The sequence below is a fragment of the Zobellella iuensis genome, assembly GCF_016746085.1.
Classification (GTDB): Bacteria; Pseudomonadota; Gammaproteobacteria; order Enterobacterales; family Aeromonadaceae; genus Oceanimonas; species Oceanimonas iuensis.
The window spans coordinates 179,942-204,667 of record NZ_JAERTZ010000012.1 but is presented as its reverse complement, the minus strand read 5'-3'; the positions used below and the strand labels follow the sequence as shown (position 1 = coordinate 204,667).

The 24,726-nt window shown below is 58.9% G+C and carries 24 protein-coding genes; 19 read left to right on the top strand and 5 right to left on the bottom strand.

What is annotated here, in order from left to right:
* Nucleotides 1-28 precede the first annotated feature (28 nt).
* The 5 genes from JKV55_RS04625 (at nt 29) to JKV55_RS04605 (ending at nt 6,215) form a co-directional block, all read left to right on the top strand.
* Nucleotides 29-2,038: a type IV pilus secretin PilQ gene (locus tag JKV55_RS04625; protein ID WP_439654895.1), complete on the top strand. Its 2,010-nt coding sequence runs from the start codon at nt 29-31 to the stop codon at nt 2,036-2,038.
* A gap of 247 nt (nt 2,039-2,285) precedes the next feature.
* A complete protein-coding gene (gene aroK / locus JKV55_RS04620) occupies nt 2,286-2,804 on the top strand; it encodes a shikimate kinase AroK (protein ID WP_202082653.1) in 519 nt (172 codons plus the stop codon).
* A gap of 14 nt (nt 2,805-2,818) precedes the next feature.
* Nucleotides 2,819-3,901, top strand: a complete 1,083-nt coding sequence (gene aroB, locus JKV55_RS04615) for a 3-dehydroquinate synthase (protein ID WP_202082651.1) — start codon at nt 2,819-2,821, stop codon at nt 3,899-3,901.
* On the top strand, nt 3,898-5,325 hold the full coding sequence (locus JKV55_RS04610; protein ID WP_202082649.1) for an AAA family ATPase: 1,428 nt from the start codon (nt 3,898-3,900) through the stop codon (nt 5,323-5,325). Before aroB ends, JKV55_RS04610 begins: the two co-directional genes overlap by 4 nt.
* 62 nt (nt 5,326-5,387) lie before the next feature.
* Complete coding sequence (locus JKV55_RS04605) at nt 5,388-6,215, top strand: Dam family site-specific DNA-(adenine-N6)-methyltransferase (protein ID WP_202082647.1); 828 nt, start codon at nt 5,388-5,390, stop codon at nt 6,213-6,215.
* Between the two features lie 49 nt (nt 6,216-6,264).
* On the opposite strand, the gene JKV55_RS04600 is transcribed toward JKV55_RS04605, so the two are convergent.
* Complete coding sequence (locus JKV55_RS04600; RefSeq protein WP_202082645.1) at nt 6,265-6,441, bottom strand: DUF2970 domain-containing protein; 177 nt, start codon at nt 6,439-6,441, stop codon at nt 6,265-6,267.
* Nucleotides 6,442-6,545: 104 nt separating this feature from the next.
* Here JKV55_RS04600 and rpe point away from each other — a divergent pair, with 104 nt between their 5' ends.
* The 5 genes from rpe (at nt 6,546) to JKV55_RS04575 (ending at nt 9,780) form a co-directional block, all read left to right on the top strand.
* Nucleotides 6,546-7,220 carry a ribulose-phosphate 3-epimerase gene (gene rpe, locus JKV55_RS04595; protein ID WP_202082643.1) on the top strand — a complete coding sequence of 225 codons (675 nt, stop codon included), beginning with the start codon at nt 6,546-6,548 and terminating at the stop codon, nt 7,218-7,220.
* The gene (locus tag JKV55_RS04590; RefSeq protein WP_202082641.1) at nt 7,213-7,884 is read left to right on the top strand and encodes a phosphoglycolate phosphatase; all 672 of its coding nucleotides are present in this window, start codon (nt 7,213-7,215) and stop codon (nt 7,882-7,884) included. The genes rpe and JKV55_RS04590 overlap by 8 nt, the downstream gene beginning before the upstream one ends.
* A 16-nt stretch (nt 7,885-7,900) precedes the next feature.
* Complete coding sequence (trpS, locus tag JKV55_RS04585; protein WP_202082781.1) at nt 7,901-8,908, top strand: tryptophan--tRNA ligase; 1,008 nt, start codon at nt 7,901-7,903, stop codon at nt 8,906-8,908.
* Between the two features lie 60 nt (nt 8,909-8,968).
* Nucleotides 8,969-9,181 carry a hypothetical protein gene (locus JKV55_RS04580; RefSeq protein ID WP_202082639.1) on the top strand — a complete coding sequence of 71 codons (213 nt, stop codon included), beginning with the start codon at nt 8,969-8,971 and terminating at the stop codon, nt 9,179-9,181.
* 164 nt (nt 9,182-9,345) lie between these two features.
* Entirely contained in the window at nt 9,346-9,780 is a 435-nt protein-coding gene (locus JKV55_RS04575) for a DUF6515 family protein (RefSeq protein ID WP_202082637.1), read from the top strand.
* A gap of 65 nt (nt 9,781-9,845) precedes the next feature.
* On the opposite strand, the gene JKV55_RS04570 is transcribed toward JKV55_RS04575, so the two are convergent.
* From JKV55_RS04570 to JKV55_RS04560, 3 genes are read right to left on the bottom strand one after another with little or no spacing between them, the layout of a single operon-like run.
* A complete protein-coding gene (locus tag JKV55_RS04570; protein WP_202082635.1) occupies nt 9,846-10,391 on the bottom strand; it encodes a TadE/TadG family type IV pilus assembly protein in 546 nt (181 codons plus the stop codon).
* A 14-nt stretch (nt 10,392-10,405) separates the two neighbouring features.
* Nucleotides 10,406-12,319, bottom strand: coding sequence for a pilus assembly protein TadG-related protein (locus tag JKV55_RS04565; RefSeq protein WP_202082633.1), 1,914 nt, complete (start codon nt 12,317-12,319; stop codon nt 10,406-10,408).
* Between the two features lie 23 nt (nt 12,320-12,342).
* Entirely contained in the window at nt 12,343-12,831 is a 489-nt protein-coding gene (locus JKV55_RS04560; RefSeq protein WP_202082631.1) for a TadE family protein, read from the bottom strand.
* Nucleotides 12,832-13,121: 290 nt separating this feature from the next.
* Here JKV55_RS04560 and JKV55_RS20085 point away from each other — a divergent pair, with 290 nt between their 5' ends.
* Nucleotides 13,122-14,672, top strand: coding sequence for a hypothetical protein (locus tag JKV55_RS20085; RefSeq protein WP_202082629.1), 1,551 nt, complete (start codon nt 13,122-13,124; stop codon nt 14,670-14,672).
* A gap of 215 nt (nt 14,673-14,887) precedes the next feature.
* Nucleotides 14,888-16,606 (top strand): ShlB/FhaC/HecB family hemolysin secretion/activation protein, encoded by a 1,719-nt coding sequence (locus tag JKV55_RS04550; protein ID WP_202082627.1) that lies wholly within the window; start codon nt 14,888-14,890, stop codon nt 16,604-16,606.
* 89 nt (nt 16,607-16,695) lie between these two features.
* Here the strand turns inward: JKV55_RS04550 and JKV55_RS04545 are convergent, their stop codons facing one another.
* Nucleotides 16,696-16,917, bottom strand: a complete 222-nt coding sequence (locus tag JKV55_RS04545; protein ID WP_202082625.1) for a Flp family type IVb pilin — start codon at nt 16,915-16,917, stop codon at nt 16,696-16,698.
* A 365-nt stretch (nt 16,918-17,282) separates the two neighbouring features.
* Between JKV55_RS04545 and cpaB the strand changes: the two genes are divergently transcribed.
* Genes cpaB through JKV55_RS04510 form a run of 7 tightly spaced genes read left to right on the top strand, consistent with a single transcriptional unit; the run spans nt 17,283 to nt 24,723 of the window.
* Nucleotides 17,283-18,254 (top strand): Flp pilus assembly protein CpaB, encoded by a 972-nt coding sequence (gene cpaB, locus JKV55_RS04540; protein ID WP_202082623.1) that lies wholly within the window; start codon nt 17,283-17,285, stop codon nt 18,252-18,254.
* Between the two features lie 15 nt (nt 18,255-18,269).
* Entirely contained in the window at nt 18,270-19,517 is a 1,248-nt protein-coding gene (locus JKV55_RS04535; RefSeq protein WP_202082621.1) for a type II and III secretion system protein family protein, read from the top strand.
* Nucleotides 19,518-19,528: 11 nt separating this feature from the next.
* Nucleotides 19,529-20,698 carry a CpaE/TadZ family protein gene (locus tag JKV55_RS04530; protein WP_202082619.1) on the top strand — a complete coding sequence of 390 codons (1,170 nt, stop codon included), beginning with the start codon at nt 19,529-19,531 and terminating at the stop codon, nt 20,696-20,698.
* Nucleotides 20,695-21,945, top strand: coding sequence for a TadA family conjugal transfer-associated ATPase (locus JKV55_RS04525; protein ID WP_202082617.1), 1,251 nt, complete (start codon nt 20,695-20,697; stop codon nt 21,943-21,945). Before JKV55_RS04530 ends, JKV55_RS04525 begins: the two co-directional genes overlap by 4 nt.
* A gap of 48 nt (nt 21,946-21,993) precedes the next feature.
* On the top strand, nt 21,994-22,869 hold the full coding sequence (locus JKV55_RS04520; RefSeq protein ID WP_202082614.1) for a type II secretion system F family protein: 876 nt from the start codon (nt 21,994-21,996) through the stop codon (nt 22,867-22,869).
* A gap of 1 nt (nt 22,870) precedes the next feature.
* Nucleotides 22,871-23,758 carry a type II secretion system F family protein gene (locus tag JKV55_RS04515; RefSeq protein WP_202082612.1) on the top strand — a complete coding sequence of 296 codons (888 nt, stop codon included), beginning with the start codon at nt 22,871-22,873 and terminating at the stop codon, nt 23,756-23,758.
* Nucleotides 23,755-24,723, top strand: coding sequence for a tetratricopeptide repeat protein (locus JKV55_RS04510; RefSeq protein WP_202082610.1), 969 nt, complete (start codon nt 23,755-23,757; stop codon nt 24,721-24,723). The genes JKV55_RS04515 and JKV55_RS04510 overlap by 4 nt, the downstream gene beginning before the upstream one ends.
* Nucleotides 24,724-24,726: the final 3 nt, after the last annotated feature.

Sequence of the window (24,726 nt, the reverse complement as noted above, 5' to 3'; positions counted from 1 at the left end):
GCGGCGGGAGTGCGTTATGGCAATGGGGATGGCAGTGAAGCTGATGCCTTGGCTAGCGTTCAGCCTGGTACTGACTGGGCAGGGGCGGGCCGCCGTCAGCCTGGAGAGCATCAGGGTCAATCCGCTGACGGGGGATCAACTGGTACTCGAGCTGGAGTTCGATGGCCCGCCGCCGGCGATTACCGAGATCATGCGCCACCAGCCGGATCGTCTGGTCCTGCAAATTCCGGGCGGCGATTCCGCATTGCAGGAAAACCTGATCCCGATTGAGCGCCAGGGGATCAACGCGGTGGACGTACGCCGCGTCGGCGCCAACCTGGAAGTGGCGTTGGGCATGGACAGGATACAGCCCTACCGGCTGCAGGCCGAGGGTCGTCGTCTGCAACTGCTGCTGGGGGCGGGCGTCAGCGGTACCGGCAGCGACGGGGCTACCTTGCCGTCGGGCGCCACCAACGCCATCACCGGCATCGATTTTCGTCGTGGCCGCGATGGCCAGGGCCTGGTGCTGGTTAATCTGGACAGAGCTTCGGCTGCCGTGGACATGCAGGTTAGTGGCCAGCGGCTGTTCGCCAAGTTCCTCAATACCCATATCGCCGATGCCTTGCTGCAGGTGCTGGACGTCAATGACTTCGCCACCGTCGTCAGCCGCATCGGCAGTACCCGGGAGGCCGGCCACAGCCTGCTGACGGTCGAGACCTCCGGCGCCTTCGACTATCGCTATGATCAGTCCGAGCGGCTGTTCGTACTGGAAGTCGCCAGGCCGGCTGCAGCGGCTCCCAGCGATGCGCGACAGCCATACGGCGGTAAGCCTATTTCCATGAACTTCCAGGATATTCCGGTGCGGAGCGTGCTGCAGCTGATCGCCGACTTCAACAATTTCAATCTGGTCACCAGCGACGCGGTGCAGGGCAATATCACCCTGCGCCTGGACGGCGTACCCTGGGAGCAGGCGCTGGACACCATATTGCAGGTTCGTGGCCTCGACAAGCGGCTGGATGGCAATATCCTGCTGGTGGCGCCGGCGGCCGAGCTGGCGCGGCAGGAGCAACAGCAGCTGGAGAATCGCCAGGCCAAGGAAGTGCTGGCACCGCTGGTCACCGAGTTGCTGCAAGTGAGTTATGCCAAGGCGGTAGAGGTGGTGGCCCTGCTGACCAACGAAAGCACCCGCCTGCTCACCGAACGGGGTGCCATCGCGGTGGACGACAGGACCAATACCCTGGTGATCCGGGATACCCGGGAAAGCATCGACCATATTCGCCGTATGCTGGAGCTGTTGGATGTTCCCATCAAGCAGGTGGTGATCGAGGCCCGCATGGTGACCATCGATGACGGTTTCGAAGAGGCTTTCGGGGTGCGCTGGGGCTACAGCAACGACAGCAGCGGGGGCAGCAACCGGCAAAGGGTCAGCGGAACCCTGGAGGGGGTCCGCGCCGGTGACAACGATACCTCCCTCAACGTCAATCTGCCGGTGGCCGGCGCGGCGGGCAGTATCGCCTTCCAGATCGCCAAGCTGGGCGGCGGCCGTATTCTCGATCTGGAACTGTCGGCGCTGGAGCGGGAAAACCGGGCCGAGATCATCGCCAGCCCCAGGGTCACCACCTCCAATCAACGGCCGGCCCTGATCGAGCAGGGCACCCAGATCCCCTTCTCCAGCTCCAGCGACGGCGGTACCGAGGTGCAGTTCAGGAACGCGGTGCTCAGCCTTATGGTCACACCACAGATCACCCCGGACAACAGGGTGGTGCTCGATTTGACCGTCACCCAGGACACCATAGGCGAGCGCATTCCCCAGGCCACCGGAGGGGAGGCGGTAGCCATCAATACCCAGTCGATCACCACCCAGGTGCTGGTCAACGATGGCGAAACCCTGGTACTGGGGGGGATTTTCCAGCAGAACATCAGCCGCAACGTAACCAAGGTGCCGGTACTGGGGGATATTCCGGTCGTCGGGAATCTGTTCAAGACCATCCGGGACAACAACAGCAAGCGCGAGTTGATTATCTTCGTCACCCCCCGTATCGTGCACGACAGTATCTGAGTACATGCCGGCCCATGGCATGGGCGGCTTGAAGAACGACAGGAAAATGATGGGCTTGCGCGCAAGGCAACGGGATGTCGATATCATCGCTGTGCGGGTATCTTTGACTCCTTGAGCGGCGTTACCCTTGCCAGCGACCGACGCAGTTGCGATAATCCGGCGTCCTATTTCAGAAAGTTAAGGTTAGGTTCATCGTCGACCCTGCGGTGTTCGTGGGGCGCATTTGTTTGTGAGAATTTCGTGTAACATGGCTGAGAAACGCAATATCTTCCTAGTGGGGCCTATGGGTGCGGGCAAGAGCACCATCGGCAAATACCTGGCACAGCAACTGCATATGGATTTCTACGACTCCGATCATGAGATTGAGCGTCGAACCGGTGCCGATATCAGCTGGGTGTTTGATGTAGAAGGCGAAGAAGGCTTCCGCCAACGCGAAGAAAAGGTGATTAACGACCTGAGCGAGCTGCAGGGCATTGTACTGGCCACAGGTGGCGGCTCGGTCAAGAGTAAAGAAAGTCGCAACCGGTTGTCGGCCAGGGGCATCGTGGTCTACCTGGAAACGCCGGTGGAAAAGCAGCTGGCCCGGGTGCAGAAAGACAAGCGGCGTCCGCTGCTGCAAACCGAAGAGCCGCCCCAGGAAGTACTGGAACGGCTGGCAACCGAGCGCAACGAACTGTATCTGGAAATTGCCGACTATGTGGTGCGCACCGACGAACAGAGTGCCAAGCTGGTCGCCAATCAGATTGCCGAATTGATCGGCCTGTAAGGGGCAGGAGATCCATGGAAAGGTTAACCGTCAACCTGGGGGAGCGCAGCTACCCCATCATCATCGCCGAAGGGGCCCTGACCCAGGCTACGCTGCTGCGTGATGCCGTCAAGGGCAAGAAAGTACTGGTGGTCACCAATGAGGTGGTTGCCCCCCTTTATCTCGAGGCGCTGGTATCGTTGCTGGCTCCTCTGCAGGTGGACAGCCTGGTCCTGCCCGATGGTGAGCAGTACAAGACGCTGGACACTTTCAACGAGGTGATGAGCAAGCTGCTGGCGGCCAACCATGGCCGGGATACCACCCTGATCGCCCTGGGGGGCGGCGTGGTCGGCGACCTGACCGGTTTTGCCGCCGCCTGTTATCAGCGCGGCGTGCCTTTTATCCAGGTTCCCACCACCCTGCTGGCCCAGGTCGATTCTTCCGTCGGCGGTAAAACGGCGGTCAACCATCCCCTGGGCAAGAACATGATCGGGGCTTTCTATCAGCCAGAACTGGTGCTGATCGATACCCTGTGCCTGCAAACCCTGCCCGAGCGCGAGTTTGCCGCCGGCCTGGCCGAGGTGATCAAATACGGTATCATCTGGGATGCGGCCTTTTTCGCCTGGCTGGAGCAGAATATCCAGCGCCTGCAGCGGCTGGAGGCGGATGCCCTGGCCTACGCCATTCGCCGTTGCTGTGAAATCAAGGCGGAGATGGTGGCCACGGATGAGCGGGAACACGGGGTGCGGGCCTTGCTCAACCTCGGCCATACCTTCGGCCATGCCATTGAAGCGGAAATGGGCTACGGCAACTGGCTGCACGGTGAGGCCGTGGCGGCCGGCACCATGCAGGCCTGCCTGACCGCCCAGCTGCGTGGTGAGATGAGCGCGGCCGAGGTCGCCCGGGTGGAAGCCCTGCTGATCAAGGCGCATCTGCCGATCCAGGGCCCTGCCGAGATGGGCATCGCTCATTACCTGCCGCATATGCTGCGGGACAAGAAGGTACTGGCCGGCAAGCTGCGCCTGGTGTTGCCGCTCGGCATCGGCCGGGCCCAGGTGGTGGATGACGTGACCGAACAGCAGCTGGCCCGGGTGGTGGTGCCGGAACGGACGCCGTGACCATCCAGGTTCCTTTCTCCTCTCAGCAGCAGCTGCTGGCGCGGCTGCTGCACCTTTCCCGTCTCGATACCGATTTTATCCTGCTGACCGGACCCGAAGGCGCCGGTAAATCCTACCTGGCCCAGCGGCTGGCCGATGAAACCGAATTGCTGTTGCCGCTCGTCCTCGATGCCGAGGAGTTTGAGACCAATGCCGGCTTCCGGGAGGCCCTGCTCGGCAGCTGGTTTCCCGGTGGTATTTTCGATGCCGATGATCATCTGCAGGATTCGATACAACGGCTGCTGCCGGCCAGCCCCGGCAAGCGGCTGCTGATCGTCGATAATGCCGAGTGGCTGACGGAGATCCTGCTGCTGGAGCTGGTGCAGTTGTATCGGGAACTGCCGGCACCGCTGCGGCCCTTTATGGTCTTGCTGGGGGCGGTCAACTGGGCCGGCCAGGCTCGGCAGCAGCTCGGCGGCTCTGCCGGCGGCAAGATCCTGGAAGTGGAAGTGCCGCCACTGACGGAAGAAGATAAACAAGATTTATGGCAAGCTCTGGGGTATAAAAAGATACCTGAAGCATCACACGATATCCGTTATCCCGGTGATGTGATTGGCATGATGGAGCCGCAGATGAGAAAAAACGGTTATCAGCAGCTGTTGGAACAAAAAACGATCAAGATACTGCTTACCGCCCTGATATTGGTGCTGCTGCTGATCGTGATCGTCAGCCTGTTGGGGGGCGAGCGTGACGATGCGGCTCCCGCATTGAGCCCGCCCTTTGAGCAGGAAGCCGTGCCCAGCACCCCCATCAGCCTGGCCCCCGAACCACCGGAGCCGGGGGTATCTGCCGTTGATGGCGAGGGCCGGGTCCTGGTGCGCGAGTGGCCGGCCGAACCGCTGCCCGATACTCCCGATATCAGTACCAAGGTGGCACAAACCCCGGATGACAGCGACAAAGAGCGGGTGGTCATCGCCGATGAGGTGGTCAGCCGCCTGATGCAGCGAGGCCAGGGGGACGATAGCCCATCGGCGACGGCTGCGCCACAGACGGCGGCACCGGCTGCGCCACAGACGGCGGCACCGGCTGCGCCACAAGCGGCGGCACCGGCTGCGCCACAAGCGGCGGCACCGGCTCCCGTTGCCGTTTCCGGGTTGAGCCCGCTGTCGGTGTTGATGCAAAAGCCCGCTTCCCGCTACACCCTGCAACTGATGGCCGGACGCGACCGTGCGGTGCTGGAACGGCTGGTGGCCCGGCATCCCCTGACACCGGTCTGGGTGTATCCGCGTACCATCAACGACCAGCCCTGGTTTGTGCTGGTATACGGTGATTTCGAGGTACCCGAGCAGGCGAGGCGGGCCATCGCCGGCCTGCCCGCCGAGTTGCAGGCGGCCAAACCCTGGCCCAAGCCCTTCGGGCAGGTGCAAAAAGAAGTCAAACCATAGTCATGGCATCGGCTTGCGGTTACAATGCGCGCCCTCTGAGCGGTGCGGCAATGACGACGACTATGACTAAAACTCGGGCATTCCTGAAATGGGCCGGCGGCAAATACGGCCTGGTAGAGAGCATCAACCGCCGCCTGCCGGAAGGCCGGGTATTGGTTGAACCCTTCGTCGGCGCCGGCTCGGTGTTCCTTAACTCCGAATTCGATGCCTACCTGCTGGCCGACATCAATGCCGATCTGATCAACCTCTATCAGTTGCTCAAGACCCGCCCGGATGCCTTTATTCGCGACGCTGCCGGTCTCTTTACCGCCGCCAATAACGACAGGAACGCCTATTACGGCTTTCGCACCGACTTTAATCGGGAGCAGGATGCCTACCGGCGTGCCCTGCTGTTTTTATACCTGAATCGCCATGGCTACAACGGCCTGTGCCGCTACAACCAGAAGGGCGGCTTCAACGTGCCTTTCGGCGCCTATAAAAAACCCTATTTTCCCGAGCGAGAGCTGTGGTTCTTTGCCGAAAAGGCGCAAAAGGCCACCTTCGTGTGCCAGAGCTACAAAGAAGTGTTTGCCACGGCCCGGGAGGATCAGGTGTTCTATTGCGATCCGCCCTATGCGCCCTTGTCTTCCACCGCCAGTTTCACCACCTATGCGGCCAACGGTTTTACCCTGGACGATCAGGCCATACTGGCCCGGCTGGCCCGGGAGACCGCGGCCTTAGGCGTACCTGTCTTGATCAGCAACCACGACATTCCCCTGACCCGGGAGCTGTACCGGGACGCGGAGCTGGATGTGGTGGCGGTCAAGCGCACCATCAGCCGCCATGGCCACAACCGCAAGAAGGTCGACGAATTGCTGGCGCTCTTTACTCCCGGCGCAAGCGAGGCGTGAGGGGGATAGGGCGTTGCGTTTATAGTGGCGACGGCACATGCTGTTCGCCTCACGCCAGCACCAGCCGTACCACCAGTACCAGCAGCAGGACAAAACCCAGTATGGCAAGGGCGCCGGCGCCGATATAGGGCCAGGGGCTGCCCTGGAACTGCTGCTGCCGATTCTTTTCCGACTGTACCCCGAACAGGGCGGCCACCACCGCCTGCAGCCTGTGTTTCCAGCCCATAACTCACCTTTTTCGCCAACTTCAGCCAAGCATAGACGCCTCGCTAGAGAATCACCGGACGCTGGGGTAGAATTGGGACGTTTTTTGCGCTTAAGGGAACCCCGATGAAAGACTACCTGATTGCCCCCTCCATACTGTCCGCCGATTTTGCCCGCCTGGGCGAAGACGTGACCCGGGTACTGGAGGCGGGAGCCGACGTGGTGCACTTTGATGTGATGGACAATCACTATGTGCCCAACCTGACCATAGGCCCCATGGTCTGCAAGGCCCTGCGCGACTACGGCATTCAGGCTCCCATCGACGTGCATCTGATGGTCAAGCCGGTGGACAGCCTGGTGCCCGAGTTCGCCAAGGCTGGGGCCTCCATCATCACCTTCCACCCGGAAGCCTCCGAGCACATCGATCGCACCCTGGGGCTGATCAAGGAGCAGGGCTGTCAGGCCGGCCTGGTATTCAACCCCTCGACGCCGCTCAGCCACCTGGACTACGTGATGGACAAGGTGGACGTGATCCTGCTGATGTCGGTCAACCCCGGTTTCGGTGGCCAGTCCTTTATCTCCGCCACCCTCGACAAGCTGCGCCAGGCCCGTCGTCGCATCGACGAGAGCGGCCGCCACATCCGCCTGGAGATCGATGGCGGCGTCAAGGTCGACAACATCCGTGATATCGCCGAGGCCGGTGCCGACATGTTCGTGGCCGGCTCCGCCATCTTCGGCCAGCCCGACTACAAGACGGTGATCGACCAGATGCGCAGCGAACTGGCCAGAGCCCATGGCTGATTTCGACCTGATCCAGTTCGATCTGGACGGCACCCTGATCGACAGCGTGCCCCAGCTGCAGTTGGCGGTGAACCAGATGCTGGCGCAGCTGGGCCATGCCCCCGCCGCCGAACCGGCGGTGCGCCACTGGGTGGGCAACGGCGCCGACATGCTGGTACGCCGGGCCCTGACCGCCGCCCTCGGCGCCGAACCCGACGCCGGGGCGCAGCAGGCGGCGCGCGCCGCCTTCGACGCGGCCTATGACAAGGTGGCCGACCAGGGCTTGGTGTTCTACCCCGGGGTGCTCGACACCCTGGCGGCGTTGCGCCGGGCGGGCAAGCGGCTGGCCATCGTCACCAACAAGCCCTATCGTTTCGTCCCCGCCATACTGGCGGCCTCGGGGCTGAGCGAGCAGTTCGAGCTGGTGCTGGGCGGCGACAGCCTGCCGGAGAAGAAGCCGAGCCCCGCGCCCCTGCTGCACGTATGCCGCACCCTGGACATGGACCCGGCCCGCACCCTGATGGTGGGTGATTCCGAAAACGACGTGCTGGCGGCCCAGGCGGCCGGCATGGCGGTGGTGGGCCTGACCTACGGTTACAACTACGGCCGGGATATCGCGGACAGCGGCCCCGACTGGGTGTTGAGCGACTTTGCCGCCCTCGCCGACCTATTGCTAACAGATTGACAGAGAACAGATGACCATGGCTAAACCGATAGTACTCAGCGGTGCCCAGCCTTCGGGCCAGTTGACCATAGGCAACTACATGGGCGCCCTGCGCCAGTGGGTGAAGATGCAGCAGGACTACGACTGCCTGTACTGCATCGTCGACATGCACGCCATCACGGTGCGCCAAGAGCCCCAGGCCCTGCGTTCCGCCTGCCTGGATGCGGCCGCCCTCTACCTGGCCATCGGCCTGGATCCGGAGCAGAGCACCATCTTCATCCAGTCCCACGTGCCGGAGCACGCGGAGCTGGGCTGGATCCTCAACTGCTACACCCAGTTCGGCGAACTGTCGCGCATGACCCAGTTCAAGGACAAGTCCAGCCGCTACGCCGAAAACATCAACGCCGGCCTGTTCACCTACCCGGTGCTGATGGCGGCCGATATCCTGCTGTACCAGGCCAACCAGGTGCCGGTGGGCCATGATCAGAAGCAGCACCTGGAGCTGACCCGGGATATCGCCTACCGCTTCAACCAGCTCTACGGCGAGGTGTTCACCGTGCCCGAGCCCTTTATCCCGGAAGAGGGCGCCCGCATCATGAGCCTGCAGGAGCCCACCAAGAAGATGTCCAAGTCGGACGACAACAGCAACAACTTCATCGGCCTGCTGGAAGATCCCAAGAGCATCGCCAAGAAGCTGAAGCGGGCGGTCACCGATTCGGAAGATCCGCCCGTGGTGCGTTTCGACCAGCAGCAGAAACCCGGCGTGTCCAACCTGCTGACCCTGATGTCCGGTGCCAGCGGCCGCGCCATTCCCGAGCTGGAACAGCACTTCGAAGGCAAGATGTACGGCCACCTCAAGACCGAAACCGCCGAGGCGGTGCTGGCCATGCTGGAGCCCATCCAGCGTCGCTTTCACGAGTTGCGGGAAGACGAGACCGAGCTCAGGAAGGTACTGACCATGGGGGCCGACAAGGCCCGGGTGAAGGCTGTACAGACCCTGGAAAAGGTATATGATGTAATCGGCTTCGTTCCGAAAAGCCGTTGACTGAGAAGGAGCCATATTGGCTCCTTTTTCGATTTTGCCTGATTGGATTTACTCCCACCTATGACCGAGCAACAACCTCTTGATCGGGAACTGACCGACAAGCTGTACTGGCTGCGTAAATTCCGCATGGCCAAGAACGAAAAGACCCTGGAACTGATGGTATCCAAGGCGGTGGATGATCATCATCAGTACGCCGCCGTGATCGCCGCCATCTATCTGGCCGAATGCCAGCGCGAGCGGGAAATGGCCCAGGGGCGTTTTCTCCAACAGTAGCCGCCGCCATATCCGGGGTGGCAGAGTAAGCGGTTACTCTTACTACACCTCTTGTCACAGCCTGACGCAGCGTTGTTCCCGGTGCTGTTGCTATCGTCCATTCCGATCCATGCTTAGATTATCCTCTCCACTCCGGAGTGTCGGCGACCACAGGAGGATCGGGTATGAACGGTTCTGTATTAAGGCGCGGTGCCTTGCTGCTGCCCCTGCTGGGGGTCTTCGCTCTGGGGGCGGCGGTACCCGAGGCCCAGGCCCGCTGGGATGATCACCGCTATGAGCGGCATGCCAAGCACTATAAGCACCACCCCCACAAGCATATGAAGCAGCGTCAGCACTATTACCGCCATGCGCCGAAACAACGGGTAGTGGTGGTGGAGCGGCATCATTACCACCGGCCGCCGGCTTACTACGCGGTGCCCGGCCCCGGCACCCATATTTCGGTGAGCCTGCCCCTGGGCACCATAGTGTCCTCCCTGCCCGGCGGCTTTATCAGCTTCAGCTATAGCGACGGGCCCTATTACTACCATGGCGGCAATTACTTCCGTCCTTACGATCGGGGCTACCGGGTTGTCTCCGCACCGCCCGGGCACAGATGGTAACGGTTTTTGCAGTGGCATTTATGAACAAGGCCGGGTAACCGGCCTTGTTGTCAGGTATGCGGGTGCTACAGCATCACCATAGTGGAGCCGCTGATGACAGTGTCACCTTGCTTATTGGTAGGTAGGGTCGGGATCTTTACCGAAAAGAATTCCAATATGGGAATAATGGCTCGGTCCGAGTCAGGCCCATCCTTGTTATATTTTCGCTGCAGACAGATGTGTACAAGCAGGCGTGTTTCTCCTGCAACATCGCTTTTGCTCCAGTGGCCATAGCTGGGATGTCCTGAGCCGGCAGGCAAGAGCTGCCAGTTTCCCTCCTGCGGCGCTGCACAGTTTCCATCTCGCCAGCTGGCGGGAAGAAAGGAAAAGTTATCCACTGTGATACCTATCTGCTCATTGATTTTTGCTATATAGGTTGTCTCTTCCTGTGCCGGATCCACCTTTAGAATGGCTCGGCCGGCATCGGCCGAGATTTGCTGGAAAACAATGCCCAGCAGCAGGGGCAGGCTATAGGCCAGTATGGCGTAGACCAAGGTAAAAAAAATTAGAAACAGGGCCGCAAACTCGATGGCCACGGCTCCCTTCTCTTTTTTTTGTAAGGAATGTCTCATGCTTTATTCCTTTTTTAATTTATCAGTATGGGAGGAGCTCCACAGCTTATGGAATGCAGCACTACATCCGTGGTGGAGAGATCTATACCGAGACCTTCAAGTATTGAACTCAGCACATTTCCTACCAGATCAAGCAATGGCGAAACCAGCGACGAGATCAAGGGAGTTATAATGTCTGATAATGCATTGAGTAATGCGCTAAGGACTCCGGTGAGTAGGCATCCTAACCCTAGTATTCCACACTCTTCTTTCAACATGTTTCTATCGTAATTCTCTGGTGATGAGAATAGATTCAATACCTCGTTTAGTAAGTTTTTTATGGTGGCGCCAAAATAGAGATTGTTGCTCTGGGTGTAATCACTTTCTCCTTCCTGTAGAGTTAATCTTTCCGAAGAAGCATGGCTAATGTCCAGAGTTATGCTGTCAGTAATACTTATGCTGCCAGTTAATTTCGATAATATAGGTGGCTTTATCTTTATTAGGGTTTCATCTTGTATAATTCCTTTATCTTCACAGCTTTCACTGGTGGACCACAGATTGTAATTATCAAACTTGCCTATGCAGATTCCGCCGATTTTACTATCGACCTCTATGGTTGCAGTAGGGGTGGGAGCAGAGCAGTTGATCGCCTTCAGGGTGCCAGTGGCGCTCACAAGATCAATTGCAATAGGGAGTTTGACCCTTATTCCAAGCAAAGTATCAAGAGCGTCTCCGGTGTTCACATCAGCAAATAACCGGATCTGAGAATTGCGGGCCTTGGTGCCAACGGGACCTATGCCGATGGAAGGTGGCTCCACAATGCCGGCCTGAAGTTTAATCAAACCAAGTAAGTTGACTCCCTTTACATATTCAGGTTCAAACTCGGAAAGATTGGCCGATCCATCATAGCCCAGCAAGAGTCCTCGTTTTTGTGTGCCAATAGCCAGACTTGTCGTTATCAAGTCTATCAGGTTTATCTGCGCATCCAGGGCGGAACCGATGGCTCCCTGACCTGCAGCCAGAGCTATAACTCCCGGGTTACTACTGCAGTCATTTTCATCATTGCTTTCAGTAAGACAAAACAGGTTCAGAGTGATCTGTTCCAGTTGTGCCGATGATCCCAATAGCTCGAGGATATTTACACTCAACGCTACGACTTCATTTTGCTTGACGACATCGGCGGAAAGCTGGAGTGCTTCTATCATTTTAAGGAGTGATACATTCGTTTCTTCTAGTTCAACTAAGCCTGTCGGAGATAGGGCTCTTAGTTGATTGATGGAAAGTTCGACGCCCAACTCCTTTAATAACCCTGATGGAGTCACCGAGGCACTTGCTAATCCCTCAGAGTTTAAAACGGATAGATGGTCGACGTTTAAACCAACACTCTTCAACAGAATGCCAAGCAGCCTACTATTGTCGAGGCGTAGCAGCTCTGCTCCTACACTAAAAACAGCGGTCGCTTCACTTTCTTGCATGGCAATGGCTTGAGCTTTGAGTGTGGTGGTTGCCGAGATGTTATTATTGAATAGACTGCCTGCCCGAAAAATAAGACTAGTGGGCACTTCGTTAAACAGCGTGACCTGAGTTGCCAGGCCCTCGGTTCCCTCTTCATCGACAACTCTTATTCCATTTTCATTTTTAATATCCACACATTTAATAGAGGCTTTATCTGTGTCAATGGTTTTGTCATTGTGACTAACATTGAGCTTGGCATAGCTATCCGCCTTACCAGGCTTTTCTCCACAATAGGTATAGCCATCAGGATCCGAGCTCATCCTGGCTACGGCTTCCAGCGCCGCCGTATCGGCCAGTTTTTGCAGCTTGCGCTGCTCCATATAGAGGCGGCCGGTATCCAGCACTAGCATCAGGCAGCCCAGGGCCATCATCAGGGTGCCGGCCGCCAGTATACTGAAGGCGCCGCGCTGCCGGGACAAAGGGAAGGTCAACATATCAAAGCTCCTGAATAATGGGATCAGCGTATCCGCAACCTGGCTTCGCCCCTGATTTCTTCGGGCAACTGGGGGATCTGCCAGCCGAGCAGGGAGAGGGCCGGCATGATGCTGGCAGGTGTGGCGTGGCGCACACAGGCACTCCATTCACTACCGTCACCAGATACTTTCAAAAAGCCGCCGGAGTAATCGCCGCAGCTGTTGGCCCAACCGGGGGGCAGCCAAGAGTCGTTGATCACCTGCATGGCTTTTTGCTCGGCATTCACTTTGATGGCGGCTATCCGGGGATCTTCGCTGTCCGCCTGGTAGTGATAGATATTGGGCGTACCCACCGCCTGGCGCACGGCCTCGGCGGAGAGCTGCTGGTAGGCGGCGGCCAGCATCAGTGGTATGGCATAGCTGATCAAGCCATAGAACAGCACGAACATCAGCACAAAAATAAAGGCAAACTCGATGCTGGCAGCACCGGTTTGTGTTTTTTTTCTGTTAGATATGTCATTTTTTTGACGCATTCCCTTGCTCCGTTTTTATATTATTGCTCTATCCCATTATATGGAGATGAACATCATCAGGCTATTCCGTAATGCTGTTATTTTCCTTTGTGCTCGATAATTATAGTTAATTGTGATTAGTTGGTTGGTGTATTTTTTTTGTTTTCTGTGGTTTGAATAGAACAGATTAATACCAAGGTTAGAATTGCCGTATTCACATTCGCTGTATTTAATGAAATGGGTGGCATCTTAATCGTGTGCTCAGTATTTGTAGCGACAATCCAACGACTAACAAAATACGGGAATGAGAGATGAAAAATACCAAAGAACGCTCAGCAACCAGGTACATTACCGCACTGGCATTAATTCTTTCATTGGGAGTCATGACCGGCTGTGCCGGTAATCTGGAAACCGATTTGGCCAGCAATACCGCTAATCCTAGTAATCCGGGTAACGGAGATAACGGCTCCGACGATGGTAATGGCTCCGGCGATGGCGACGGCGGTGATAACGGCTCCGGCGATGGCGACGGTGGCGATAACGGCTCCGGCGGCGATAATGGCTCCGGCGGTGGCAACGGTAACGGTAACGGCTCCGGCGGTGATAACGGTTCAGGTGGCGGCAATGGCTCCAATGGTGGCGCTATCGCCAGCGTACAAGAGTTGAGTACCGAGCTTGCCGGTGACAGCGCACTGAGCCCGGTGTCCGATCTGTCCGACAATCTGCTTAATGGGGAGTCGGGGGGGCTTTCGCCGGTAACCGGCGTGGTTGACGGTTTGACCGGCTCGTCCGGTTCACTGGCGCCCGCAGGAGCCGTCTTCGGCGGCCTTATCGGTACCGGAGGCACCCTGTCCCCGGTGGTGGGGCTGGTCAATGACGGGCTTACCGAAGGTGCCGTGGGTACCGGCTCGGTGACGGACTCGCAAGGTGCCGTGGCTCAGCTGGCGGGTACCCAAGGCGGCCTGGCGCCGGTAAACGACCTGGTCGCCTCTCTGGCGGATCCGCAAGACGGCTTGCTGTCTCCGGTGACCGGGCAGCTGGACCGCCTGACCGGCACCGGCGGAGTGCTTGAGCCGGTTGGCCTGCTGACCAATGGCCTGCTGAGCGAAAACGGCACCCTGGATCCGGTAGTGGGGAAGTTAAATAAAATTCTGGGCAATCCAGCCCTGGCACCTGTCACCTACAGTGTTGGTGGTGTGATGGAGAAAGGGAACGGCATTGTCACCGGCCTGACCACCAAACTGGCGTCCGGCAGCATGGGCACCGGCAGCATCACCCATACCCAGGGCGCTGTCTCCAACCTGGTAGGGGGCACGGTGCTGGCACCGGTAAACAGCCTAACCGATACCCTGCTTGGACCCCAGGAGGGGCTGCTGATCCCCATTACCACCACAGTTGAAGGGCTTACCGCGACCGGCGGTGCTTTGCAGCCGGTGGGCGAGCTGACCAACGGCCTGATTGGTGAACAAGGTGCTGTTACCCCAGCGGTGCTTATCGTAAACGACCTGCTGGATGGTGGCCTGCCGGGCGGCAGCGAAGGCGGCGGCCTGCTGGGTAAGGTGACCGGCACCGTGGATGGCCTGAGCGGTGGTCTGCCGGGCGGCAGCGAAGGCGGCGGCCTGCTGGGTAAGGCGACCGGCATGGTGGATGGCCTGAGCGGTGGCTTGCCGGGCGGCAGCGAAGGCGGCGGCCTGCTGGGTAAGGCGACCGGCATGGTGGATGGCCTGAGCGGTGGCTTGCCGGGCGGCAGCGAAGGCGGTGGCCTGCTGGGTAAGGATACCGGCACAGTGGACGGCCTGACCGGTGGCCTGGCAGACGGCGGCGGCCTGGTAGGGGGGCTGCTCGGCGGCAAGAAAAAGTAATGATTATCATCTCAAGATAATCGGTATTGTTGAGTGATTATCTGGCGGCTCTTGGATTATCCGGGGCCGCATTTTTATTGGTTTGACGGTATCGCTAGCCGCTTGAACAATTGCCCGCCCTATGCGAAGGCTTGCTTGCAAAAAGCGAGGGGGATCTTAATAATGGTTCCATTATTGCCTCGGTCAGGAGGCTTCATATCCAGGAGTTTGATTTAATGAGAGCCTTTTCTCGCTGGCTGATCCCGGGGGCGGCATTGTTGCCCCTTGTTCAGGCCATGGCCGAGGTGCCGGTTTATCTTAACAGTAATAATGTGGATAACGTGTTACCCAGCCAGAACCTGCCGGCGGATAGCTATCAACCCGCAACAGCCCAGACCTCCTTACCGACCGCGGGGCAGACCCAGAGCCTGCCGTCCGACACCTTGATCCAGCTGGATAATGTGCTGATCGAGGGGGGAACCGTGTATCCCTTCGACGAGATAGCGGCTCCCTTTTCGGCCCTGATCGGGCAGCAGGTCACCCTGAAACAACTGGTGGACATTACCGGAAGAATTACCCAGCGCTATAAAGACGATGGCTATGCGTTGTCTTACGCCTTTATTCCGGCGCAAAACCTGAGTTTTGGCCAGGTGCGCATCGTACTGGTCGAAGGTTATGTGGCGGATCACGAACTCCGTGGCGAGGTAGGGGCCGTGGCCAAACGCATCAGGCAATTTGCGGCCCATATCGTGAATGAAAGGCCCCTGCGCCAGGAAACCTTTGAGCGCTACACCGCCCTGATGGCCCAGTTGCCGGGCGTCAAGGTCAAGGCCACGGTGCCGCCGCCCACCACCACCGATGGTGCCGTCACCCTGCTTACGGAGGCCAGCCGCCAGGCGGTAACTGTGACCTCCGGCCTGGAGCTGGACTCCCAGGACGATGCCAAACTGTTGTTGTCCGCCGGGGCGAATTCGCACACCGCGGCGGGGGAGCAGGTCAAGGTGACCACCATGCTGCCGCCCGGCGATGACAGGGAGCGCTATGCCCGCATCGACTACAGCCAGTTTGTGGGCGACCAGGGCACCAAGCTCGTTGCCTTTGCTTCCGCCTATCGCAGCGAAAAGCAGGATCTGGAGAATATCAACCCCGAGGGCCCCCCCGTGCTGGCCCGGCAGGAGCGTAAAAACGACAGGGTATCGGTCGGGGTCACCCATCCCATCAAGCTGACGGCCAAGGAATCGCTGACCGCCGGTGCCCGTCTCTATGCGGTGAACGACGAGCGTCTGTTTAAAGTGCGGGAGTCGGAGTTGGTGCTGCCGTCCGATGAGGCCGAAATCAACAGCCAGGTCCGGGCTGTCGCCCTGGAAGGGGAGTGGAGACAGGCCGAACAAGACCAGCTGCGTATCCTGAGCGGCGGCCTCTATCAGGGCCTGGATATTCTGGGCGCCAACAGCGAGATCCGGCAGCTGAACGGCAGCCTGAGCGACTATAAGGACGTGGATTTTCTGCGTTTCCGCATCAGCGGCATGCAGACCAACCTGTTCGCGGATCGCTGGCAGAGCCTGCTGTCCGGTGCCTTTTACTGGTCGGGCGACGATTTGCCCAGCAGCGAGCAGGTGGCCTTCGGCGGCCGCAGCTTTGGTCGGGGCTATCCTTCCGACCAGGCCGAGGGGGACAAGGGCTGGGGCCTGGGCTATGAGCTGGGCTACCGCTTCTATCCGCAGGAACGCTGGCTGCGGCTGGTGCAACCCTACGGGGCCCTGGATACCGCCCGGGCTTCTTATAACGGCAGCGGGCCGGATGCGGAGCTGGGCTCTTATGCCCTGGGGGTGCGTTTTAGCGACCAGCGCCATTACCACCTGACCCTGGAAGCGGCCAAACCCTTTGGCGACAGGGCTATCGATAGCCTAAACCGGGATCCCCGGTTTAGATTTAATATTAGTTACAATCTTTAATTCTGATTGAGATAAAGTTTAGTTTTCCCACCTGAACGCTAAAAAGCCCTCTTTTTATAGAGGGCTTTGTTATTGTATAATTTAAAGTTTTAAGGTGTTGTCGGTGTTGTTGCTGTGTCAAGATTAGTCTTTATGCTTGAGAAAAAACCTGCCAATTCTTTTCCTATATCACTTACGGAGGCGATAATACCTACCGCAATCAAGCCGGCGATAATGCCATATTCAATCGCCGAAGCACCATCTTCCCGCTGCAGAAAATGACTTATTTTCATTTGAAGGTAAACATATCCTTTGACGATGGTGTTGTTCATTTTCGTTCCCTCGTTATTATTAGGTTTACTGCTCCATTAGAGGTTAGCCCATTCTAGGTAAGAGTAAATATAGACAAAGTATTAATGCTGTCAACCGCCGGGCATTCACCGGCAAGGGCCGGGGGTGGCCGATGAAAAAAAGCAGAAAAAAAAGGGAAGCAGCTGTTTTTAATCATTTTCTCGGTTAGACTTTCATAGTCGCCGGTTTATTTATAAAAAATCATGGCTTAAATTTTAAAACTGGTCTACGGGTGTTTTGCGGTGCCGGGCGCAACTAAAACCATCGAGCACCGGCGGCCAGGCCCGATGAATGGCAGATGGAACGCCGTTATTCCGATAACAATAAAACAACAAGGAGTGCAGGGATGAACAGTCGACTGACCCTGGGGCTGGCCGGCGTGCTGCTGGCGGGGGCCCTGGTCGCCGGGTATCAGGGGATCAAGCTGAGTCGTCAAATGTCTGCCAGCGAGCCGCCGGTGGCCGGCCCGGCTGCGCCCTTGCCGGCCGCGGAGCCGGCCATGCCCCTGCAGCAGCAACTGGTGCAGCGGGTGGATGAAGAGCAGCGCAGCCCGGTGGTGGTGCTGGCGAGGCCGCTGCAGCCCTTCGAGGTCATTACCGCCGAACACCTGGCGGTGGAGCAACTAAAGATAGTCCCCCCCGACACCTTTTCCGGGCCCGACGCGGTGATAGGGCGTCATGCATGGCAGGCACTGCCGGCCGGTATCATGCTCAACCAGTCGTTGTTCAAGGCCGGCGGCCCCCTTGCCCGGCTGATCGGCGAGCAGGAGCGCGCCCTGGCCATTGCCGTGGACGAGGTGGTGGGCGGCGGCGGCTTTATCAGCCCCGGCGATTATGTCGACGTGCTGCTGTACCTGAAAGAGACCGATAAAAATACCGACCAAAGCGCCCAGGTGGTGGTGCCGGCGTTGCGGGTGCTGAGCTTCGGCGAGGCGCTGGCGGTCACCGCCAGCGGCGAGCCGGCGCTCTACCCCCAGGGCGACGACCACAACAGCGGCCGGCGGAGCCAGCGCCAGGCCAGCACGGCGGTGTTGGCGGTGCCCGCCCCCCTGCTTACCCGCTTTATGCTGGCCTCCCAGGTGGGCACCCTGCGGCTGGCGGTGCGCAGTGCCGACGAACAGCGCCTGGCCGGCTATTATCGTGACGGACTCAAGGACACGGAAATCAAGGAAATGGAGCGGCAACTGTTTCAGTTCGAGAAACTGGCCCTGCGCCAGGCCCGGCCCCCGGCCCAACCCTCGGCCCAACCCGGCGTGGTCAGCCGTGCCCCCAGCGTAACCATTTATCGTGGTCCGGATGTTTCCCGGCAGACTCCTTAAACAGGCATATACATCATGACAAAAGCGTTTTCCTCTTCGTTGTTGTCGCCGCTGGCGGTGCTGGCGGTGCTGTCCCTGGGGTGGTCTGCCGGCGCCAGCGCCAATAGCTGCGCGGCATTGCCGCCGGTGCCCGAGATAGTGGAAGTCAACCAGGGCATGCAACAGGAGCTGCGCCTGCCGGTGCCCATTTCCCGCCTGGCGGTAGGGGACCCGGCGGTGGCCGACGTCAAGCTCACCGATCGCAGTGGCGTGCTGCTCAGTGGCGTGGGCAGCGGCGTGACCAACCTCAATATCTGGACCCGCTGCTCCACGCTGCCACGCCAGAGCATGGTGTTCGTAAAGGGCCTGGCCTCTCAGGCGCTGGCGCCCGACGCGCGGCCGGCCGATGGCGGGGCGGCCCTGCCCAGCCAGGTGCAAACCGATATCCGCTTCGTGGAGGTCAACCGGAGCAAGCTGAAGGATGTGGGGGTGTCGCTGTTCGGCAAGCGCGGCAGCTTCCTGTTTGGGGCGCCGGGTAACACCACCGGCAGCATAGGGCTCGGCGGCCTGGTGCCGGACGGCAGCGCCACTCCGGTTCCGCTGTCGGGCAGCGGCTTCAATATCGCCTGGGGCGGCGGCAGCCGGGAGGTGCTGGGGGTGATCAATGCCCTGGAAAACAGCAACTTCGCCTATACCCTGGCCAACCCCAGCCTGGTGTCGCTCAGCGGCCAGAGCGCCAGTTTCCTGGCCGGGGGCGAGTTCCCGGTTCCCGTGCCCAGCAGCGGCAGCGATTCGGTCTCCATCGAATACAAGGAATTCGGGGTGAGGCTGACCCTGACGCCGACCGTGGTCGATGAACGCCGTATCCTGCTCAAGGTGGCCCCGGAGGTGAGCGAGCTGAATTTTAATTCCGGGGTGTCCATTGCCGGTACCATGGTGCCTTTGCTGAACGTGCGCCGCACCGATACCAGCGTGGCCCTGGCCAGCGGTGAAAGCTTTGTGATCAGCGGGCTGATGAGCGCCCGCAATTACGCCGATGTCGATAAACTGCCGGGGCTGGGGGATATTCCGGTGCTGGGCGGCTTTTTCCGTTCATCCCGGATCGAGCGGGAAGAAAAAGAACTGCTGATGATAGTCACGCCGCACTTGGTGCGGCCCTTGGCGGCCGAAGCCCGCTTGCCCGAGCTGCCCGGTGAGCGGCTGCGTCGTTACAATCCGAACGCCTTCGAGCTGCTGTTTATGGAGAATGGCGACTTCGATGCCTTCAGCGGGCTTTCCAGATAAGGGGAATAATCGTGGAGCAGACTTTTCTTGTGTACTCCTCCAATCAGGAGGATGTGGAGTGGCTGCAGTCTACCTTACTGCCTTATCAGGTGCTGGCGGTCAATGAACGACTGGATGAAATTCTCGGGCTTATCGATATCACCGAGGCCAGCCTGATCTTTGTGGGGCTGGACTCGGATAGCATGACCAGCCAGTGCGGCCTGATCGAAGGCCTGCTCGAAGCCCGCCCGTTGCTGACCGTGGTGGGGCTGGGTGATGGCCTGGACAACCAGCTGGTGATCAATGCCATGCGCGCCGGTGCCCGTGATTTTATCGTGTACGGCATGCGCAGCAGCGAAGTGCTGGGGCTGGTACGCCGCCTTACGCAACGGGTGCCGGTGCTGCCGGTGCAGAAAAGCGGGAATTGCCAGACCCTGTTGTACGGGGTGCAGCCGGATCCGGATGCCGCCCTGGTGAGTGCCCATATGGCGCAGCAATTACAGCAAAAGGGAAAGCGGGTGTTGCTGCTGGATCTCGGCCGGCCGACCGGAGAAAGCCTGGAGGTCCTGGGCGTCAAGCCGAGCTTTACCTTCGGGGATGCGCTGCGCAACCTGCGACGGCTGGATGGCAACCTGATTGACAGCGCCTTCTGCCACCATGGCAGCGGGCTCAGCGTATTGGCATTGGGGGAGGAGGATCCGACCTTTAACCAGGTGCCCTCGACCGAGTTGTATCTGCTCAAGGGCGCATTGAGCCAGCACTTCGATCATGTGGTGATCAACCTGGTGGGCCAGTCCGACTGTGAGCAGCTGCGCACCCTGGTGAATCACTGTCAGCAGCTCTACTGGTATGTGGATCAGAGCGTGTCCTGCTGCAAGCGCAACCTGCATGTGCTCAATCGCTGGCGTGAAAGCGGTATACGGCTGGAGCATGCGGGCTTGGTTGTCGATCGCTATATCAAGCAGGTGGCGCCCGATGCCGACACCCTGGCCACCACCTTTCAGCTGCCCCTGCTGGCCAGCCTGCCCGCCAGTCTGCCGGCCAGGCTGAAAGTGAAGAATACGGGAAAAACCCTGCTTGAAATGGATGCACGTGAGCCCTTGAACAAGGCAATCGGGCAACTGGCCCGGCATATTGTCAAAACCAGCGGCACCGGCGAAAGCCGGAATTGGCTGCAGCGTTTGGTGGGGGCGGTGTCATGACGCATGATCCCTTGTTCGGCCACAACGGCAACAGAACCCTTCACGCCCCGCTGCTGAAGGGGGCCTTGCACCGCTACATTATCGATGCGATGGAAGAGCAGCCCGACAACCTGCTGGACAGCAGCCGGCATCTGCTGGCCCAGTTTGTCAACGGCAAGGTGGGGGAATATGCCAAAGGGCGCCAGATCCCATTGTCTCGTTACGAGCAGGATAAACTGACCGAGGAACTGGTGGATGAACTGGTGGGCTTTGGCCCGCTGGAAACGCTGCTGCGGGACCCGTCGGTGACGGAAATTTTGGTCAATGGTCCGCAGCGTATCTTTATCGAACGCAAGGGGGTATTGCAGCACAGCGACTTGCGCTTTATCGACGATGCCCATCTGTTGCGCGTCATCCAACGTATTTTGGCCCCGGTTGGCCGCCGTTTGGATGAATCATCACCCATGGTGGATGCGCGCATGCCGGATGGCAGCCGGATCAATGCGGTCATACCGCCGGTCGCCATCGACGGGCCGGCCTTGTCGGTGCGCAAGTTTCGCAAGGACATGCTGAAAAGTGCCGATCTGCTGGCATCCGGCTCGCTGGACAAGGCTATGCTGGAGTTCCTGGAGCTGGCGGTCAGCCGGCGCTGCAATATCCTGGTGAGCGGAGGGACCGGAACCGGCAAAACCACCATGCTGAACATGCTCAGCCAGGTGATTTCTCCGGCCGAGCGCATAGTGACCATTGAGGATACCGCCGAGTTGCAGCTTAAGCATGACCATGTGGTGCGTCTGGAGACGAGGCCGCCCAACGCCGATGGCTATGGCGAGGTCGCGGCGCGGGACTTGGTACGCAATGCCCTGCGCATGAGGCCGGATCGTATCATTCTGGGGGAGATCCGCGGCGTGGAGGTGCTGGACGTTCTGATGGCCATGAACACGGGCCATGACGGTTCCATGACGACGTTGCACGCCAACAATGCCCAGGATGCCTTGCTGCGCCTGGAGAGTCTGGTCGGCATGTCTGGCCTCCAGGTGGCGGAGCGCACCTTGCGGCAGACGGTTTGCTCGGCCATCGACGTGGTCATTCAGTTGATCCGTCTGGCCGATGGCCGACGCTGTATCAGCGAGATCCTGGAGGTGGTCGCATTGCGTGATAACCAATATGTCACCAATACCCTGTTTAAATTACAGCGCGATGGCGCCCATACCTTTGTACGGGAGGCCGTCAATCCGGGTGGTGAAAAGTTGCTGAATATCCTTTAAGCCGAACCTGGCTGAAGAATACCTGGGCGAATCAGGGAGGAGAAAGGTATGGAGATACCGCTGCTGCTGGGCTTGTTGGCTCTGGTGCTGTTGCTCCTGTCGTTCGTGATGTTCCGCAAGGCGCGTTTGAAGGCGAATGCGGAATCCGTTGCCGAGCGGTTGATGGCGGGGAGGAGGGGGGAGCAGACATCACTGGGGATGCTTGATAAATCCCTGTTGAAAGCCGATTTGCAGTTATCCGGGATATCTTTGATGGTGTTGGGCTTCCTCTTCATCGGCTGCATCTTGTTATTGTATGTCGGCTGGGGCGCTGGTATGGCCCTGGGAGGCGGTGGGGGGCTGCTGTTGCTTGGCCGGGGTTATATGGCCTGGCGGTTCCGGCGACGGGTCGTCAAGATGGTCGCCCAGTTGCCGGCCATGCTGGATCATATGATTCGGAGCCTGAAGTCGGGGCGGACACTGGGGGAAGCGCTCTCGCTGGCGGCGGCGGCAACGCCGGATCCCTTGCGCCACGCCCTGGGCCGGAGCCAGCGGTTCATCGAGCGGGGGGGGAGCCTGGAGGAAGCGATGGAAGACTTTGCCGAGTTCTATGCTCAGTCGGAGTTTCGCCTGCTGGCGTTGGCTATCCGGGTCAACCAGAAATACGGTGGCAACGCCACCGAGGTATTAGGCAATTTGATTTCCTTGATCCAGGAACGGGACAAGGCCAGCCGGCAGCTGAAAGCCATGACGGGGGAAACCCGGGTCAGTGCCCTGGTGCTGGGCGGGCTGCCCGTGACCCTGGCGGCTTATATATTTATCTCCAGCCCGGATTTTTTAATGGGCTTATGGCAGGACCCTTCCGGCAAGCTGATATTGCTCACCGCTTTTGCCTTCCAGGTATTCGGTTCTTTGGCCCTGTGGCGGATGCTGAGGAGTATTTGATATGAATGCTTTTATTATCAGCGCATTGTTGCAATTAGCCTTGGCCGTTTTGTTATTGGTGATACTTTATCAAGCCCAGCAGCAACGACGTTCTGTTCATCATCGGCTGGGCAAGTCGGCGGCCGTTGATAAGGAGCGGTTATTGCATGAATTCGGCCGCAGCCGGCTGGGAAAAAAAGGCCTGAGCCTCGATGTTGAAACCATGAAATTACTGGATCAGTTGGGGTGGCGAAAAAACAGCCGGAAGGCGTTGTTTGTTGCTATTCAGTTCGGATTACCGGTGGTTTTAGTGGTATTGTTGCAGCTGATTGGCCTGGTGCTCGAGGGAGAGGCCGGCGTATCCTGGCTTGCCATGCTCTTTGTCTTTGGGATTGGATATATCGTCCCCAAAAGGGTGTTGGCCAGTGCGGTAAAGAAACGCAAGCAGCGGCTGGTCGTGGAAATTGAGTCGGCATTGCCGTTGCTGCGGATCCTGTTTGAAGTGGGTATGGTGGTGGAACAGGCGTTACGGATCCTGGCCGTTGAAGGCCGACAGATCCTGCCCGAGTTGTCCGCTGAATTGCGCTTGCTGTTGCAACGGGTGGATGCCGGCCTTGATTTGCAGGGGGAGCTGCACCGTACCGCGCAGTTGGTGGATGTGGATGAAGTGAGCGATTGTTTCGTGGTGCTGGAGCAGCTTTCCCGCCAGGGCAGTGGAGCCATGGCGTCGTTGCAGGCCATGAAAGAGTTGCTGAGCGAGCGCCGCGTCACCGCGTTGCAGGAAAAGATATCCAAGATGTCTGCCAAGATGTCTATTGTCATGGTGGGTTTTTTATTTCCGGCATTGATGATTGTTTTAGCGGGCCCGGGGTTTATTGCCATTATCAGGGCGTTTGGAGAAATGGGATGAAGCGAGTAACTGGATTGGTGTTGGCTGCCAGTGTGTTGAGTGGCTGTGTATCCACATCGGCCTATAAATCGAATGAGGGTGCGTCACCCTACCTCATTAAACAGGCACAGGCCAAACCTCAATCCTGCGAACCACTGACCAAGGAACAAGAGCTGGTTTTCAGCTTGTCGAAGGAAATGATGGCTGCAAAGCGTTTGCACGCCGCCTTGGCCAACCTGGAGCGTTTGCCGGCCTATCTGCCCGAGGCGCGTTTGGGCAAGGCCCAGGTGTTGCGCTTGCTGGGGCGCCCAGAGGCCGAAGGCCTCTATCAGAGCCTGCTGGAGAGTTGCCTGGTGGCGGAAGGACACCATGGCCTGGCTCAGATGGCGGTGCTGAAAAAGGACAATGATAAGGCCTTGCAACATCTGCAGCAGGCAATTGGTTTTGAACCCACCAACGAAGCCATGCGCAATGATATGGGGGTGGTTTATATGAATCAGCGGCAACTGGATGAGGCCCGTTTTGAATTCTTGACCGCTATCGAGCTTAACGAGGGCGAGCAAAGGGCGTTGCGCAATTTGCTGATACTGATGCTGTATCAGGATAACTTTGATGGGGCGGCAAAGCTGGCATCCCGTTATCAAGTGAGCACCAGCCACTATCAGGCGGCGCTGAGTCGGGCGCAGATGATGAAGCAAGAGGACGGTGATGGTGCTGCCAGCGCAGTTGCCAGCCGGGCGGCTCCGGTTCCTGCTGCCGTGACATCGCCCGTGATGGCTCAGCCAAGACGGGCCGAGTCCCTGACCGAGGAGGTGATCGCCCAGCCGGTACCGCCGACCGAGCAGCGTGTCGTTCGCGCCGTTATCGCCCCCGACAAGGAAACCCAGGCGGGGGAAACTGTACCTGCACAAGGCGTTAGCCGTGTTCAAGGGGTGCAGAGAATACAGGCGGCATCTCAGCCGATAGTACCTATTACCGTCCGGTAGTGC